The 16,287-nt window shown below is 53.2% G+C and carries 14 protein-coding genes; 2 read left to right on the forward strand and 12 right to left on the reverse strand.

All coding sequences use genetic code 11. The features are described from left to right. Positions 1–62: 62 nt before the first annotated feature. The 7 genes from PsAD26_RS22330 to flgB all read right to left on the reverse strand — a co-directional run bounded on the left by PsAD26_RS22330 (position 63) and on the right by flgB (position 6,168). Positions 63–2,627: an ATP-binding protein gene (locus PsAD26_RS22330; RefSeq protein WP_063312180.1), complete on the reverse strand. Its 2,565-nt coding sequence runs from the start codon at positions 2,625–2,627 to the stop codon at positions 63–65. Positions 2,628–2,722: 95 nt separating this feature from the next. Beyond that, positions 2,723–3,799 (reverse strand): flagellar biosynthesis protein FlhB, encoded by a 1,077-nt coding sequence (flhB, locus tag PsAD26_RS22335; protein ID WP_063312181.1) that lies wholly within the window; start codon positions 3,797–3,799, stop codon positions 2,723–2,725. 11 nt (positions 3,800–3,810) lie between these two features. Beyond that, positions 3,811–4,584, reverse strand: a complete 774-nt coding sequence (gene fliR / locus PsAD26_RS22340) for a flagellar biosynthetic protein FliR (RefSeq protein ID WP_063289596.1) — start codon at positions 4,582–4,584, stop codon at positions 3,811–3,813. A 43-nt stretch (positions 4,585–4,627) separates the two neighbouring features. Next, positions 4,628–4,894, reverse strand: a complete 267-nt coding sequence (fliQ, locus tag PsAD26_RS22345) for a flagellar biosynthesis protein FliQ (RefSeq protein ID WP_057462613.1) — start codon at positions 4,892–4,894, stop codon at positions 4,628–4,630. A 57-nt stretch (positions 4,895–4,951) separates the two neighbouring features. Beyond that, positions 4,952–5,260: a flagellar hook-basal body complex protein FliE gene (locus PsAD26_RS22350; protein ID WP_208860463.1), complete on the reverse strand. Its 309-nt coding sequence runs from the start codon at positions 5,258–5,260 to the stop codon at positions 4,952–4,954. A 35-nt stretch (positions 5,261–5,295) separates the two neighbouring features. Further along, complete coding sequence (gene flgC, locus PsAD26_RS22355; RefSeq protein ID WP_108818255.1) at positions 5,296–5,706, reverse strand: flagellar basal body rod protein FlgC; 411 nt, start codon at positions 5,704–5,706, stop codon at positions 5,296–5,298. Positions 5,707–5,760: 54 nt separating this feature from the next. Next, positions 5,761–6,168: a flagellar basal body rod protein FlgB gene (gene flgB, locus PsAD26_RS22360; protein ID WP_084403778.1), complete on the reverse strand. Its 408-nt coding sequence runs from the start codon at positions 6,166–6,168 to the stop codon at positions 5,761–5,763. A gap of 445 nt (positions 6,169–6,613) precedes the next feature. On the opposite strand from flgB, the gene PsAD26_RS22365 reads away from it, so the two are divergent. Both PsAD26_RS22365 and fliP read left to right on the forward strand, forming a co-directional pair. Further along, on the forward strand, positions 6,614–8,068 hold the full coding sequence (locus PsAD26_RS22365; protein ID WP_063312183.1) for a flagellar biosynthetic protein FliO: 1,455 nt from the start codon (positions 6,614–6,616) through the stop codon (positions 8,066–8,068). Between the two features lie 10 nt (positions 8,069–8,078). Continuing rightward, complete coding sequence (gene fliP / locus PsAD26_RS22370; RefSeq protein ID WP_084403779.1) at positions 8,079–8,840, forward strand: flagellar type III secretion system pore protein FliP; 762 nt, start codon at positions 8,079–8,081, stop codon at positions 8,838–8,840. Positions 8,841–8,936: 96 nt separating this feature from the next. On the opposite strand, the gene PsAD26_RS22375 is transcribed toward fliP, so the two are convergent. From PsAD26_RS22375 to PsAD26_RS22395, 5 genes are all read right to left on the reverse strand, one after another. Beyond that, on the reverse strand, positions 8,937–12,941 hold the full coding sequence (locus tag PsAD26_RS22375) for a hypothetical protein (protein ID WP_208985810.1): 4,005 nt from the start codon (positions 12,939–12,941) through the stop codon (positions 8,937–8,939). Between the two features lie 105 nt (positions 12,942–13,046). Continuing rightward, complete coding sequence (locus tag PsAD26_RS22380; RefSeq protein ID WP_063312184.1) at positions 13,047–13,745, reverse strand: FlaA; 699 nt, start codon at positions 13,743–13,745, stop codon at positions 13,047–13,049. Continuing rightward, entirely contained in the window at positions 13,742–14,308 is a 567-nt protein-coding gene (locus PsAD26_RS22385; protein WP_063292779.1) for a DUF6468 domain-containing protein, read from the reverse strand. Before PsAD26_RS22385 ends, PsAD26_RS22380 begins: the two co-directional genes overlap by 4 nt. After that, a complete protein-coding gene (gene fliM / locus PsAD26_RS22390; protein ID WP_063312185.1) occupies positions 14,309–15,532 on the reverse strand; it encodes a flagellar motor switch protein FliM in 1,224 nt (407 codons plus the stop codon). Positions 15,533–15,543: 11 nt separating this feature from the next. Continuing rightward, positions 15,544–16,041: a flagellar basal body-associated FliL family protein gene (locus tag PsAD26_RS22395; protein ID WP_057462619.1), complete on the reverse strand. Its 498-nt coding sequence runs from the start codon at positions 16,039–16,041 to the stop codon at positions 15,544–15,546. Between the last annotated feature and the right edge of the window lie 246 nt (positions 16,042–16,287).

Here is a 16,287-nt window from a genome sequence, read left to right on the forward strand (position 1 = left end):
AGATTCAAAAAAGGCCGGAAAGCTTCCCAGCTCTCCAGCCTTTTGCATTAAAGAGCAAGAAACTAAGCACGCTCTTGCGTTTTGGCTTCCAGCGTTTCTTTCACAGTTGTTGCAAGCTGTTTAAGCGTGAACGGCTTCGGCAAGAAGGTGAAACTCTCCTCAGCTGGCAAGTTCTTCTCAAACGCATCCTCAGCATAGCCAGAGATAAAGATGATCTTCAGGTCTGGACGCGTCTTGCGCAGCTCAATAAGCAGGCTTGGCCCATCCATTTCCGGCATCACCACGTCAGAAACCACAAGGTCAATCGCCCCGCCTGTTTCTTCCATCACTTCCAATGCTTCAGTGCCGGAACCTGCTTCATAAACCTCATAGCCGCGGCCACCTAATGCACGCGCAGCAAAGGCTCGCACAGCCTCCTCATCCTCAACAAGAAGAATGGTTGCAGAACCAGTCAGGTCAGCCTCTGTCACTTCCTGTTCCGTCTTAACCTCAACCACCTCTTCCTTCTCAGTGGAGATGTGACGCGGCAGGAAGATGCGGAACGTGGTACCCACACCAACTTCACTGGTGCAGAACACATAGCCACCAGTCTGCTTCACAATGCCATAAACAGTGGAAAGCCCAAGACCCGTTCCTTTGCCAACATCTTTGGTCGAGAAGAACGGCTCAAAGATCTTGTCCATCACGTCCTGAGACATACCATGGCCATTATCAGCCACCTCGATCAGAACATACTCACCCGGTGGCATACCGCGCGTGTTTTCATAGGTTTTGGAAACAGCCTCTTCCACATTAAGCGTACGGATGGAGACTTCGCCTCCACCTTCCATCGCATCACGGGCGTTCACGGCAAGGTTGACGATCACCTGCTCAAGCTGGTTCACATCCGCCATCACAGGCCACAGCTCCCGGCCATGTACCAACTTCAGCTCAATCTTCTCACCAAGCAGACGGTCCAGCAAAATGGAAACATCAGCCAGCACATCCGCAAGTGCCAGCTCTTGCGGACGCAAGGTCTGACGGCGGGAGAACGCGAGCAGCTGACGCACAAGACCAGCGGCCCTGTTCGCATTCTGCTTGATGTTCATGATATCCTGGAACGCCGGATCTGTAGGCCGGTGGCTTGCCAGCAGCAGATCAGAGAACCCGATAATCGCGGTCAGAACGTTGTTGAAATCATGCGCAACACCGCCAGCCAGCTGACCGATCGCCTGCATCTTCTGGCTCTGGGCAAACTGAGCTTCAAGCGCACGCTGCTGGGTGGTTTCCAGAACATAAATCACCGCAGCATCTTCACCGGCCTGACTGTCCTGCACAGCTGAAACGTAGAAGGTCGCGGAGCGCGGATCGCCATTCCCTTTAAGCGAGACATCAAGCGGCGCAATCTCGCTCTTGCCCAGCGCAGCTTCCTCCAGCGCGCTTTGCAGAGCAACGCGGTCAGTTTCAACGACGAACTCGGTGAGCTTCACATCCTTGCCAAGGCCTTCACCCTGCTCGAACAAACGCATGAACGGACCATTGGTGCGCTCCACAAGGCCATTCTTGTCGATAGAGGCAATCGCGACAGGTGTGTTGTTGAAGAAGCGTGAGAAGCGAACCTCGGCAGCCCGCAGCGCTTCTTCATCATCATTGCCCGCAGAGCGATTGATCACAAGCGTACGACTGTCACCAGCAAGCCCATCAGCTCCAAACGGCACACGGTGTACAAGGCGCACAGGCAGACCGGTGCCATTGCGGGTCACTAGATCAATATCAAAGCTCTCGGTCTTAACTTCACCCTCAGAGCCCAGCAGCGCCTCAACAAGAGCTGCCCCTTCTCCGCGCACGATGTCTTTCAAAGACAGTTCGCCGGAGATGAATTGGGTCAGATCATAGCCAAGCCAGTCAGCAAGTGTCGCATTCAGGTAGACCAGCTTGCCGGTGCTGTCAGAGGAAAAGAAACCGCAGGGCGCATGGTCAAGGAAATTGATAACCCTCTGCAGCTCCTGGAAGGAGTTTTCCTGTTCGGTACGGTCACGCGTAATATCGGAGACCTGCCAGATGGTAATGCCGCTTTCAACGCCAACCGCTGCATCCTGATCCAGCGGTCGCACACTGATGCGATACCAACGCGCTCCGCTGGCAACCTCACCAACCGCATTCGGCAGGCGCACTTCTTCTGTTGCATATCGTCCGCTCCGCACCGCTTGCGACAGCCGAAATATGGCATCAGCAGCGTCCGGGTCTGACGAAAACACCCGCTCCACCGTGCGCACATCCGCAGGTCCACGGGCCCCAGTCAACTCAGCATAGGACTGGTTGGCGTAAATGATGCGGCCATTGTGATCAGCGAGAAGCACGCCATCATCCAGCGAGTTCATGAAGGATTCAGCAAGCGGATTGCGATGGGTTTTGGAGATAAACCGCAAAAGCCCGATAGCCATAGCAAAGAGAGAAAACACCCCGACAACGGCCAGAACACCCAGGAGCCCCAAAATATAGGGCTCCGCCTGTTCCTTGCGCATCAACGCGAAGGCGGCTGTCGCTGCAACAAGGCCTAATGCAAGCAGCATCAAGGCCCCAAGGCTGCCTCCCTTGTCTGTCCTGTCTATCACCGGCTCAGGTCGCCGCGCTTCGGTCTTCGTCATCTTACCCTCTCTACGGCTGCCCCGCAGACGATTTGACTCCATCGCGCCATGAGAATAGTCCGCTCCAAAGCCGACACTCCGACACGTAAATGCCGTTAAGACCGCCAGCTCTTCTTTTTACGCAGCTGCATGACATAACCAATCACCTTAGCAACCGCGGCGTAGTGCTCCTCAGGCACATAATCATTCAATTCTATCGTTGCATACAACGCACGTGCCAGTGGTGGGTTCTCCACGATCGGCACATCAGATTCTTTCGCAACCTCTCGTATGCGGAGCGCCAGTTCATCCACCCCAAGCGCAACACATTGCGGTGCTCCCATGCCCTCTTCATAACTCAGGGCAACCGCGTAGTGGGTCGGGTTTGTAATAACAACCGTCGCATCCGGCACACTTGCCATCATTCTGTTGCGTGAACGCTGAAGGCGCAACTCTCGAATTTTGGCTTTAATCTTGGGATCACCCTCAGATTGCTTGTATTCCTCTTTCACTTCCTGCTGGGTCATCTTTTGCTTTTCGAACCATTTTTTCCGTTGCCACACCAAATCGGCTCCGGCAACAACAGTCATAAGCGCAAGAATTGCTCCAATCACCATAATAGCAAGTTCGCGGACCTCCTCCAGCACAAGGCCCGTTTCTCTGAACACCACTGTATCCAGACGGTCTCTTTCCGGCCACAGCACCAGAAAGACAACCACAGCAACCGCAATGATCTTCACGAGCCCTTTCAGAAAGTTCGCAAGGCTGTCTTTAGAGAACAACCTCTTCATTCCTGAAAGCGGCGAGATCTTGTTCAACTTCGGCTTCAACCGTTCAGCTGTCCAAAGTGGTTTGTGTTGAACCACATTGCCAACAACGGCAAGCACCAGAAGTGTGAGCAACGGCAATGCCACCACACCAAGTATTTCGGGCCCAGTTATTTCTAAAAGGAAAACAAGAGCGCCCGGATCAACAGCAATCGTGTCTGCATGGGCAAAAAAGCCCTTTAAAACTGTAGAAATGCCCCCAACCATCGCAGGAGCAAGGAAAGAAATCACCAAAGCAGTTCCCAACAACGAGAACCAGGCACTCACTTCCTGCGATTTCGGTATGTCCCCTTTCTCGAATGCATCATCGAGCCGTTTTTGGGTGGGGTCCTCGGTTTTCTCCGAATCGTCGGTATCGTCAGCCATTACATCCCTCGTTAATTCAGCAGGAACGGCTGAAGCGCATTTCGGAACTCTGTCAGGTAGAAACCCATCAGCGTTGAAAGCAGCAACAGGAAGATACCAAACCCGATCAGAATATTAACCGGCATGGCGATGAAGAAGATCTGCATCTGTGGCATCAGCTTGTTCAACAGGCCCAGACTGAAGTAAAACACGATCCCGACTACGATGAACGGGGCACCCATGCGAAGGGCGACAGAAAACATGTGCGACACCGTCGCAATCGCCTGTGCTGAGAGGTCGCCAACCGGCAGCGGATTACCCGGAGGGAACAGTGTGAAACTGTCTTGCATGGCAGCAATCATCACGTAATGCAGGTTGGTCACAAACACCATGCAGATGCCAAGCACATTCAGGAAGTTGCCCATCAACGCGCCCTGCTGACCAGAGTTCGTTGCATCACCCCCCATCGCAAAAGCAAGGCCGGATTGGTTGGCCATGATCGTACCAGCAGTAGAAAGGGCGTAGGAAATCAGCTTCATCGACAGACCGATGAAGAATCCAACCAAAAGCTCCCCACCCAGCAAACCCAGCAGGCGCGGCAGACTGCTCATGGCATCTGGCGGATAAAGATCAGCATTGATGGGGGCCAGCACGTAAGTCATCAAAAGCGCGATGGTCAAACGGACACGAACTGGAATGAAGGATTCGCCAAAGGCAGGCACGAGCATAAACATTGTGCCGATACGCGCAAACATCAGCAGGAAACCCATAACGATCACCGGTAGAAAATCCAGATTGACCGTCACAAATTTGCCCCCAGAATGCGCGCTACCCTGCGCTGTATCTCGCTCAATATCCGGAGATAATCAACCCGGCAATGCGGTTTGTAAAAGAATTCATCAACTCCCCCATGAAAGGAAGTGTCACGAGCAAAGCAATAAAAATACTCAGGATCTTAGGAACAAACACCAGCGTCTGCTCCTGAATTTGTGTCAGCGCCTGAAACAGCGCCACAATCACACCAACCAGAAGCCCGATAAGCATCACAGGAGACGACACCAGAATAAGCGTCCATATGCCCTCGCTGGCAATATCCAGCACTTCTGCTCCGCTCATCCTGCTCTAACCACCCTCTCGCTCACCATCTTAGCACTGACACATATAGCCAAGCTGTTAGATTGGCATCCGCATAATTTCTTCATACGCAGAAATAACACGGTCACGAACTGAAACAACGGTCTCCAGCGCAAGCTCAGTCTCAGCAACCGCTGTCACCACATCCACCACGTTGGCCTTGCCCTGCAACAGGTTAAGAGACTGCACGTCAGCAACCTGACCACCTTCATTGATCTCGCTGATTGCAGACTGAACCATATTGCCAAAAGCACCGCTTTTGTCACCGCTCTCACTGGCAGCTTCAAGTGGATTGCTCAGTTTTGCTGTGTTTGCATAAGCACTTGCAGCAATAGAAGCATTAGACATGATTGTATCTCCTTCCGGTGTCAGCCAACCGGTCATCAACCTCTAAGAATATCGAGCGTTTTTTGCATCATGGAGCGCGAAGACTTCACCACATTCAGGTTCGCTTCATAAGAGCGGGTCGCTTCCTGCATATCCGCCATCTCAACCAGCGTACTTACATTCGGCATCTTCACGTAGCCTTTGTCATTGGCCGCCGGGTGGTCCGGCTCATACCGAAGCTTGAACTCACTCTGGTCTTCACGCACCTTGCCAAGCTTCACCAGCTCAGCTTCCACCTTGCTGTCAAAGCTGTTTGTGAATGTGGGAACCTTGCGACGATACGGATCCTCACCCGGTGTCTGGCCGGTGGAATCTGCGTTGGCAATGTTTTCTGCGATCACCCGCATGCGACCTGTCTGAGCCTTCAGCCCGGACGCCGCAATAAACATCGACTTAATAAAATCCATGGGTTCCTCCCACATTAACCTCTGTGCTCATCACATCAAGGCAACTGCTCTCACTCATCGTCTAAGCGCGGTCTTGAACATGCCAAGGCTGCGCGTATAGAGGCTTGTTGCTGTCTGATAGTCGATCTGGTTCTCGGCAATCTTCATCATCTGCTCTTCAAGAACCACACTGTTGCCGTCTGGGGTTCTTTCAAAGCTGGAAGCCTTGCTTACTTTCGTCTCGACACCAGCGCTGATCCCACCACTTGTGATGTGCCCGGCATTGGTTGCCACAGGGCGCAAGGCTCCAGCTCCAGCCTCGGCCTGGACCATGTCACCAAAGCTCAGATCCTTCAGGTCCTTGCTGCGGTAACCCGGCGTATCTGCATTGGCAACATTTTCCGCCAGTACACCCTGACGTTGTTGGTGCCACTGCATCTTTTGGCGCAATGCCTGAAACATCGGAAGATCAGTTAAGGCCATCTGACAGCACAACCTATGAGAACAGATTTGGTAAATTAAACTAGGTAGAAAGTGCCTAGGAAATGGTTAACAAAAAGTTAATATTAAGGTTCTATTAATATTTACACACCGAAGAATCCTTAAAAAGCAGAGCACTACCAAAATTCCGAGCACATCAGAGCACTGAAAAGAATCATAGGCTTTAGCACCTATTAAGAATTGTGACCTGAGAAGTGGAAAAATTTGCCGAGCCAGCAAAATTCACCCGTCCAAAAGCGGAATTTCGTGATTTTCGCGTAAAAACTCGGGTAACGCCACCAACTTCATCCCTGTGAACTGTTCATTCTACATAAACTATAGGTTACAAATGCGCGCATGAGTTAATGCGGGGATTCGTACCCCAATTCCGGGCTGTTTAGTCTAAAGAGCAGTCCGCTGAATGTTGAATACGAGTTGAGGAACATTCATGCCTGACTGGCTGGCCCAAACCACTGGTATGTCGCAGGGAAGCGCCCAGCTTCTTGCTGTCGTACTGGCGATGTTGATTATCGCGGTTCTCATTGCGGTCTGCATCCCGCTTTTGAAGCGCTTAGCAAGAACCAGTTACAAGGGGTCGCGAAGTCGCCAACCTCGTCTTGCAATCATGGATGCGACCGATATTGATGCGCGGCGCAGATTACTGCTTGTCCGCCGAGACAATGTTGAGCACCTCATTATGATTGGGGGCGCTAACGACGTTGTTGTTGAACAAGGCATCATCCGCGGCATGCCGGTCTCGGCCCCGCCTCGCGGGCAGATGTTTACTGGCAACGGGCAAGTCGGAAACACACCGGCAACATCAGAACAAACACCCTCTTCAGAAGAACCAACAGCGCGCTTGAACTGGGGTGAAGAAGCAACACCTGCAACGGCAGAGGTGAAACCTGTGCTTGCAAGCCGCCCTGCCCCAAAGCAGCAGCCTGAAGTAAAGGCACCTGCACAACCTGTCGCGACAGCACCTGCCCCGGCACCAGCAGCAATCAAAGAAAAAGTTGCTACTGTGCCTCAGGCAGCGCCAATCCCTCAAGCTGCAACAACAGGGCACATGGCATCTGCGCGTCCGGCAAGACCAGCTGCCCCAGCACCGGCAACCGCGCCAGCAGGCAGGCCTGCCGCGTTGCAGACGCCAACCATCGGCGGCGCACGTGGTGTTCAAAAAGTAGCGGCACGGCCAATCACAGCACGCCCGTCTCCAGCGCGTCCGGCCTCACCACGCTCACTCAGCCCGTCACAGCCAAGCCCCGCCGTGAAGCAGGCGGAGCCGATCGCGCCAGTACCAGAGAAAACTGCAGAAAAACCTGCGCCTAAACCGGAAGCGCCACAGCCAGAAGCACCGGCAGCATCCAAGCCTATTCCAAAAGCAGCAATGAAACCGCCTTTGAATGGTCCGGCAGCAAACGCAGCAAGTGCCTTCATGCGCCCACGGGTAACTGAGACGCCAGCCAAAGTGCAGGAAGAAAAGAAAGACGCGCCAAAGCCTGAGGCTGCTGCCGAAAAGCCTGTCGCAAAAGCTGAAGCTGCCGCTGAAAAGCCTGTGCTGAAGCCAGAAGAGACAAAAGCTGACGCAGCACCAGCAGCTATTCCAGCTGAAAAAGCAGAGGCCGCGCCAACTCCTGCTGCAGAGCAGAAGCCTGAGCCAGCCAAGGCAAAGGAAAAAGCCGCCAGCAAAGCAAAAGCCAAGAAGCCAGCTAAGCCGGAAAAGGCACCTGAAGCTGAGAAACCAGCAAAGCAGGAAGAGAAGGCAGAAAAGCCGGTAGCTTCCGAAACTGCTCCTAAAAAAGCAGAGAAAACATCACCTAAAGATGATCCCAGCGAAGCCGCCGATGGCATCGCAAAGGAAATGGCAGACCTGCTAGATGACATTGAGGCCAACACAAAATAATTTAGCAGGAATGGTGAAAGCAAAGCTGAGCGAAAACAAAGGCCGATTGGGGCTTTTGGGTTTCGCTCTCTTGCTTTTCTGGTTCGGTCCTGCTGCTGCTCAAAGCATTTCAATTGATTTTGGAGGCGGAGAAGGCAACTCGGTAACAGAGCGTGCTGTTCAGCTGGTCATGCTGCTCACAGTGCTCTCACTGGCGCCGAGCATCCTAATCATGGTGACAAGCTTCACACGTATCGTTGTGGTTCTTTCACTGCTCCGCTCTGCAATCGGGCTTCAGACTGCACCGCCAAACGCGGTCATGCTATCCCTTGCCATGTTCCTGACAGCCTTCGTCATGGCCCCAGCCTTTGAAACTGCATGGGATCTGGGCGCAAAGCCCATGATTGAAGGCACCATCGACCCGCAAGAAGCATTCAACCGGGCATCCGAACCCTTTCACCAGTTCATGCGCCAACAAGTACGCGAAACTGATCTCCTGCTCTTTCAGGAACTTGCAAAGGCCCCTGCCCCGGAAACTCCTGAAGAGCTGAGCCTGCGTGTTCTCGTGCCAGCCTTCATGATCAGTGAGTTGCGCCGCGCCTTTGAAATCGGCTTCCTGCTCTACCTGCCGTTCCTCATCATCGATCTCGTGATTGCATCAGTCCTGATGTCCATGGGCATGATGATGCTGCCACCAATCGTGATCTCGCTGCCATTCAAGCTCATCTTCTTTGTGCTCGTAGACGGTTGGCAATTGATCACAGGCAGCTTGGTCCGAAGTTTCGGCGGTTAGCCTCTTCACCAACCTACCTTTTCAGGTGAACTCCAAACAAAAAAACACCGCATGAGCGATCATGCGGTGCAAAAACTGTTCCTACAACGAAGCTGCTTAAGCAGCTCCCCCATCGCCATCCTCAGGATAAAGCCATGCTTCCTCAGTCGGAATAATCGGCGTTGCTGAGAGGTATTGGCGTCTGTACTCCTCAAGGAAGGAGACCAGACTATCCCCTCCGCCAACCGACTTGGCAACATTCAGGAACTCGACGCCGCGATCATCGATAGGCCGCGTCACAATCTCAAATGTTTCAGCCTGCGGAGATTCGCTCATTTTCTGCGAGTACTTCTGGCGCAGTCGCTCAAGACCCAAGCTGTCTTCAGCCAGCGTATAGGCAATCGCCGCGCGGATAACATCAACACGCTCATGGTCCGCAAGCGGTACCTCATCAGACCAGCGACTTCCGTTCATCTGCTCCAGCTGCTCGCCAGCCTTACGCCAGGACCGCGCCGACCAAAGCGTATCAGCCCGCAAACGATCCACGTCAGAGCCAGACATGTTACGCACCAGCTCCAGAGCAAGATCAGGACGTCCGCTCTCACTCAAAGCACGCGCCTCTACAATATTTCGCTGGCGCTGCAAAGCAGCCGGCAATTGCCCCTGACGCGTTTGCGAAAGCACCCGCAGCGCTTCTTCCGGCTTCCGGTTCAGCAGATAAACAACAGCCAGATCAGCAGCGATCTGCGCCCGCGCAGCACCTTTCAGGCGCTTGTCGATCTGATGCCGCAAAACAGAGGCAGCCTGATCCAGCAGATCCATATCAATCAGACGACTGGCCAGCATCCGCGCCATCTCATCACCTTGACGGCCAGCTGGCACCAATTCACGGAAATCATAAAACAGCGCAAGCGCCTTCACAGGCTCCAGAGCTTGTGCCCTGCCTTCAAGGAACAGCGTCGCAAAGACAGATCCCATTTCCTGCTGAATGTTCGAAGTGATTTCCGCGCCTGCATCAGATTGCACAGCCTGAGACATCGCCTCAAAGGCCCGGCGGTAATTACCTTCCTGCGCATGCAGCTGAGCCATCAGCCGCAGTGTTTTCAGCTCAGTTTCATCACCACGCCACGACGCAGCAAGTCCCTCCAGTTCGGAGAGAGCTTCATCCGCGTCAATCAAACCATCCCGGTACCGCAGCTTCACACTCAGGAACTTGGCTTCAGCAGCCTCCGGCCCATCACTGGAGCGCACCACCAGATCATACACATCCAGCGCTTCCTGCGAGCGGCCAGAAGCATCCGCAATCCGTCCGCGTAGCAAGTCATACTGAATGGCCTGCTCTTCATTCACATCAGAAGGCTCAATCTGCGACAAAGCCCCCAACGCCCGACCATAGTTGCCAAGAGCCAGATGCGTCTTGGCAGCCGCAAGGTTGAAGTACACCTGCAACATCACCGGATAATTGGCCATAACAGCCAACCCGCGCCCAAGATTTGCATGAGCACCCTGCCAGTCCCCCAGTGAGGAATGCGCAAAGGTCCGCCACACCGCTGCATCAGGACTGCTGGCAAGTTCAGGAGCCGCAAGATACTCGAGTGCCTCACCCGGTCGCGACGCCAACATCTGCGCGGCACCCATCATCACGTTGAAGGTGGCGTCTTTCTCAATGAGAGGATCATCCTCTTCCATGATGCGCAAGGTGCCAATGGCCTCCTGCGCAAACCCGCTGGAGAGGAAAAACCGTGCCATGTCCAGCCGCGGACCACTCAACTGCTCCGGATCAGCCTTCGCAATCGCATCTTCATGCGCCCGAAGGCCCTGCATGTAATCCTCAGGCTTTTGCTGGTCTAGCTGTGCAAATTCAATCAGGCCCGGCTGTGTCGGGTCCTTAACATGAGCGCCAATCGTGGTGCCTTTGGAAAGACCACGGTTCGAAATCTTCAATCCGTCAGGTCTGGAGATCACGAGATCTTCGCCCGACAACTCAACATCAATGCCATCAGCACTTGGAACAACGGCAAGCCCTTGAGAGCTGCGCAGAATCTGAACCTGAGGGAACCGGTGCGATTTCAAAATGCCACGAACAGGCGCTGGACCACTGACCACATAAATCCGGTCGCCGACACTCTTGTCAGTCAGCACATGCAATCGTCCACTCGCACCAAATGGCAGGCGCAGAACATTCGAGCCATCACCCTGCACGTTCCGCTCAACATCAACTTGTTCAGTCTTTGTCGAGATCGACGGCCCCAAAGTGATCGCCCAGGCATCATCCTGATACTCGATGGAAATCAACGTGGTCCGCTTCAGGTCAAACCGCAGCACCTGCGCGCCATCAACTTCATCAAGTTCCACCTTGCGTGCAAGATCGCTCAAAACAGCAGGAATACCGCGACCGTCCAGATTTTCTTCGCTATCAAACACCGCCCAGACTTTTTCATCGCGGCGGAAGACAGCAGCGCCAACTTCATTCTCAAACGGAAACACCAGACGAACGGTATCACCAATGCGGTACGTTTCAACGCCAACAACACGCGCTGCTACATCATTTTCTTCCTGAATGATTGATTCAGCAGAAGCACGACGCGCAATCGGCAACTCATCGTCAGCGTCAGCAACAACAGTTGCCGTAGCCGGAACAGCAGCCGCGCTTCCTTCCTGCTCAGAAGCTAGTGTCACTGGTATTGAGGTCTGCCCGCCTGCATTCACAACCTCGGCAATGAGGTCGCCTTCCGGAATGATTTCAGCAGCAGGTGCCACACTGGCTTTAGGCGCAGGTTCCGGTTTCACACGGCGAACAGGTTGCGCATTAACGACAACAGCTTCAACAGGATCTGGCTCTTTGTTAACCTCAGCCCGCAGATCCTCTTTTGAAGGCTTTGATTGAGGAATGTCTGCTGGAGCCAACCGGTCAACCGGCTCACCTATGCGTTCCAGTTCCGGCTTTTCAACTGGCAACGGCATCGGCGGAAAATCAAGACCATCATTCACGCTGGTTTGAGCAGTCTGTACAGGTTGAGGCGTTGGAAACAGACTGCCCGGAGCAGCAACCGGAGCCTGATCAACAGCAGCAGACACGGCAGGCGCAGTTGCAGCGGGTGCTGCATCTTTATTACCAAGCGTGTTTATGACATTCGAAGCACCTCGTGGCACATCCCCATTGCCAAAAAGCTCATCGCGAACTTCAGAAACCCGTGGATCCAACTGGCCGATGTCTTCAGGTGTGACATCAACAATCAGCTGCTTCCCCTCCTGAAAAGATCGCACATCAACACTCGGATCAACAATCATGTTGAAGATCAGATCATTATCACGGGTTTGGGAGCCAACATCCAACACAGTACCCGGTAGACTTGCTTTGAACTGAGACAAATCCAGATCAGCTGTCTGATCAAACTTGACGCGAATATTGTTTCCGTTGCGCTCAAACGCACTGCCAACCTTCACATTCCAATCGAAGATCAGGCGCGTAAATGTTGGATGCGTACCAACCCGCAGCTTGACCTTGATCTCCTGATCTTCAAGCGCGTTCGCTTCTTCCAGCACACGAATACGTTCAAGAGCTTCCGCAGCCCGTCGGGCAAGCTCATCGACCACATCCTGTGGTAAAGACGGGGGACGGCCTTCGTAATTGGCGGGAAGCAGATCAATAAAGAGCTTCTCACCAGCTTCCATACTGTTGATGTTAACCGGCTGCCGTAATGCAAAACGCAGCGCAGCACCATCAGGATCAGCACGAGCAATGGAGATGTAGTCCATCAAAGCTTCCGGCACATCATCAACATCCGCTGCAATGCCTTCCGGAAAGGAAATGCGCAGGACACTGGTGGAAATGGAAGCCTCATAGGGCGGCAACAATGAGCGATCCGGGAACGTGATCACCATGCGAGCAAAGTTGCCGGTGTCTTCAACTTCAAGAACAGCAGAGGCTGGCTCAGCCCAAGCACTTAAAACACTGCCCCCTAAAGCAGTCGTGGCGAGCATGAAGGAGACAAGCCAAGCCTTACCCTTTACCCTCACAATGCGTGCTCCATGCAATGCACGGCGCGGCACAAAAGGTAAAGTGGCGCGCAGAAAGGAACGCTTCTGCTTATCTTTAAGGTCGCCCCCAAAATCGCCCATGCCTGAGTCTTACTCCTAAAATTAATTAGGTATCTGTAACAATTGGCTATTAACGCAAGCTTACAGACTCCTGAGCCAAGAGCGAAAAATCGCCAATTTACTCAGCTAATTCCCCTGAATCTTCGGAAGAATTGTAGAAGTCGTCTTCACATTGCGGCTCTCGCCTGCTGCCAGTGCAATTGTCAGCTGCTCTGCCATTTCCGGATCCATCTCAGAAAGCACATCCGCCATCTTCCGCGGCTGCATCTCCTTCACAACCTTCAGCATGATGTCCAGATCCAGACGGTTGAAGATCCGAGCGGCGTTTTTAGCCTTCATGCTTTCATAGATCTTCACCAGATCCAGGATCTCTTCCGCAGCCTGCATTTCCTTGCGCTCAACTTCTGAATCGATCTTCGCTTCAAGTGCCTTAAGCTCCTGAAAGCGCTTATTAAAACGCGCCTCAGCAGCTGCAAGAACCTGCTCGCGAAGCTCCAGATCACTTTCACGCTGGTTCAGCACATCGCGGCGATTGCCAAGACTATTGAGAACGGCAAGTTCAGAAACGGAGTTCGTTGGAACACCACTTTCCTTCACACCACTTGTATTCTGAGCGACCTGGATCTTCCGTACGCCGGATGGATTGGGAAGAACGTTTGGAGTAGCAGGTGCCTCTTCCTCAGCCTTCGCCACTTCCGACTGCTGAGCATCAGCAACACGAACAGCACCAATCGGATAAGTATCACCTAGAAAGAAACCAAGAAGTTTCAAAACCAAAAGGGCACTACCAGCAAAAACGACAATCGGAAGGAGCCTTAGTTTCATGCTACGCGGTCCTGCGCTTGTCTGCGGAAGCGCTCAAGACGCGCGGCTGATTCATTTGCAGCTTCACGAATGTCGCGGGTCACAGAACGGGTCGCAGCTTTAGGAGCTGGTGCACTGCGCGTTTCAGCCGGATGCATCGTTTCCTGTTCCGCAATGATCCCGGCAGCAAGTCCCTCCGCTGCGGTTTCATAAGTGCGGGACATTGGAGCTGCTGGTGCGGCCACACGGGTATCACGATCAGCAAGCGCACGATCTGCAACACCGCCAATGCGGTCCAGCACATCTTCGCCGGCTCCCAACTGATTAGTCAGCTTGCGGGAAACCGCCTCAGCTTCACCCAGACGCACACCAAGAGTACGGTCTGCATTTCCGCAAGTGGACTTGAGACCCATGATCGCACGCTCTGCAATTTCCGTTGCTGTAATCAGCTCAGAAATGGTTGCGCGCAAGGACTCTTCATCGGAGCGGAGACGGCTTAGGCGACGGTTAAGCGTCCAGCAATACCCAATGGTAATCACAAGAAGAACCGCAACGATGCATTCAATAATAAGACCTAGGGACATCTAGTTTGTCTCCAGTTCGCTTTGCAGGGACTTTTCAAAAGCGGCAAGCGTCATTTTCGGTTGCTTCAGCTTCTTTGAAATTTCGATGGAAATTCGGTCATCAACATGGCCCATAAGGCCTTCTGTCAAAGCCACGCCCCCGCACTTCACCTGAACAGGATCACGAGGGCCGGTATCAAACAGCAAGGTTTGACCAACTTCCAGATTCAACACCCGCTGGAGCGGGATGGTGTTTTCATAAAGGACAGCATCAACCTGTACTTCTGAGGAATAAACCTCAGTGGCAAGGTGCTCTTCCCAAATAGGATCACGCCCGAACTTCTCACCCATGAACATCTGCAGAAGCAGGTCACGGATTGGTTCAAGGGTCGCGTAAGGCAGCACAATCTCAACTTTACCGCCGCGATCTTCCATGTCGATACGCAGCTCAACCATGATGGCGGCATTCGCAGGACGGGAAATCGCGGCAAAGCGCGGGTTCGTCTCAAGGCGCTCAAGCGGGAAGCTCACCGGAGACAGCGGGCCAAAAGCCTGCTCCGCATCCAGCAGAATAATCTCGATCATCCGGCGCACCAGATTGCTCTCAATCGTGGTGTATGGCCGCCCTTCAACGCGTGTAGGTGAAGACCCACGGCCACCACCAAGCAACACATCAATGATGGAATAGATCAGAGAGCTTTCAACGGTGACAAGCCCAAAGCCATCCCATTCCTTGGCCTTGAACACACCAAGGATCGCCGGAAGTGGAATTGAGTTCAGGTAGTCACCAAAACGCACATTGGTCATGGAGTCCAAAGAGACTTCTACATTGTCCGATGTGAAATTACGCAGAGATGTCGTTGTGAGACGTACGAGACGGTCAAACACGATCTCCAGCATCGGCAAGCGCTCGTAAGACACCATTGCCGAATTGATCAGCGCACGAATACCGCCTTCATCACCAGCCAGAGACCCATCCAGCGTAAAGCCCAGAAGGTTGTCGATCTCTTCCTGATTCAGAATACGGTCCGCACCACGAGACGCGCTCTCTACATCCGGCTCGCTGTCGTCGATCATCGCAGCCCATTGAGCTGCGGCCTCTTCACCGCCTTCTACGCCTTGCTCCTGAAGCGCAGCGCCCCACGCCGCGGCAAGATCCTCATCGCTGTCACCGCCCTCAGCTTCAGAAAGAGCGGTGTCCCAGGCATCATCCATATTTTCAGGGAGAGTATCGGTATCTGACATATGCCGCTCCCCTACTGGATCAGGATCTCTTTAAAGAGAACCCCTTCAACCTTGGCTGGATAGATTGCAGAGTTGATGCGGCGCAGAAGTTGCTCCTTCAAGCGGAACAGTCCGGCAGATCCTTCCAGATCAGCAGGGCGCAACTCACGCAGATAAATCTGGAAAGCATCAAGAATGCGCGGAAGATAAGGCTCCACCTGAGAAACCATGCTGTCGCTCTCAACTTCAAGAGCGATGCGGACTTTCAGGTAGGTCGTACGGCCTTGGGTAGAAAGGTTCACCGTCATTTCTGGCAGATCGTAAAAAACGACAGGCTTGGTTTGGATCTGCTCAACAGTGCCATCCGCCCGTTTGACGGTGGCTGTGTCGCCCAGATTGATCCAGTCCATGACATATGCACCGCCCACACCAAGGGTTAACAGCAAGACGCCAGCAATCGCTCCGATAACGATCTTGCGTTTGCCGGACTTACCGTCATCCTCAGTATTTTGCAGTTCCGCATCTGCCATTTTTGCGTCCCGGTGAATCGCAATTAAAAGTTTAGTAACTATTAATGCAACCTAATTGGTTAACACTGATTACCGAATGGTTAATACCGTCATTACTAAGCAATTTTTGCCCACTAGGAAATTAAAGTAGGCATATTTTATCAAATACTTAACAGATAATTTGCGCTTCCCTCCGTCAAAACAGCAGAATTCAGCCAAAGTTTCAAACTGGCACAACTCCTGCAAGAACCTTGGCGCTGCGGGTCT

It is taken from the genome of Pseudovibrio sp. Ad26, from assembly GCF_001623285.1.
GTDB lineage: Bacteria > Pseudomonadota > Alphaproteobacteria > Rhizobiales > Stappiaceae > Pseudovibrio > Pseudovibrio ascidiaceicola.

Coding starts and splice junctions, on each gene's coding strand:
- PsAD26_RS22375 (WP_208985810.1), bottom strand. CDS start 12,941: ATGGGCGATTTTGGGGGCGACCTTAAAGATAAGCAGAAGCGTTCCTTT.
- PsAD26_RS22350 (WP_208860463.1), bottom strand. CDS start 5,260: ATGTCTAATGCTTCTATTGCTGCAAGTGCTTATGCAAACACAGCAAAA.
- flhB (WP_063312181.1), bottom strand. CDS start 3,799: ATGGCTGACGATACCGACGATTCGGAGAAAACCGAGGACCCCACCCAA.
- PsAD26_RS22395 (WP_057462619.1), bottom strand. CDS start 16,041: ATGGCAGATGCGGAACTGCAAAATACTGAGGATGACGGTAAGTCCGGC.
- flgB (WP_084403778.1), bottom strand. CDS start 6,168: ATGGCCTTAACTGATCTTCCGATGTTTCAGGCATTGCGCCAAAAGATG.
- fliQ (WP_057462613.1), bottom strand. CDS start 4,894: ATGAGCGGAGCAGAAGTGCTGGATATTGCCAGCGAGGGCATATGGACG.
- PsAD26_RS22380 (WP_063312184.1), bottom strand. CDS start 13,745: ATGAAACTAAGGCTCCTTCCGATTGTCGTTTTTGCTGGTAGTGCCCTT.
- PsAD26_RS22365 (WP_063312183.1), top strand. CDS start 6,614: ATGCCTGACTGGCTGGCCCAAACCACTGGTATGTCGCAGGGAAGCGCC.
- PsAD26_RS22330 (WP_063312180.1), bottom strand. CDS start 2,627: ATGACGAAGACCGAAGCGCGGCGACCTGAGCCGGTGATAGACAGGACA.
- fliM (WP_063312185.1), bottom strand. CDS start 15,532: ATGTCAGATACCGATACTCTCCCTGAAAATATGGATGATGCCTGGGAC.
- flgC (WP_108818255.1), bottom strand. CDS start 5,706: ATGGATTTTATTAAGTCGATGTTTATTGCGGCGTCCGGGCTGAAGGCT.
- fliP (WP_084403779.1), top strand. CDS start 8,079: ATGGTGAAAGCAAAGCTGAGCGAAAACAAAGGCCGATTGGGGCTTTTG.
- PsAD26_RS22385 (WP_063292779.1), bottom strand. CDS start 14,308: ATGTCCCTAGGTCTTATTATTGAATGCATCGTTGCGGTTCTTCTTGTG.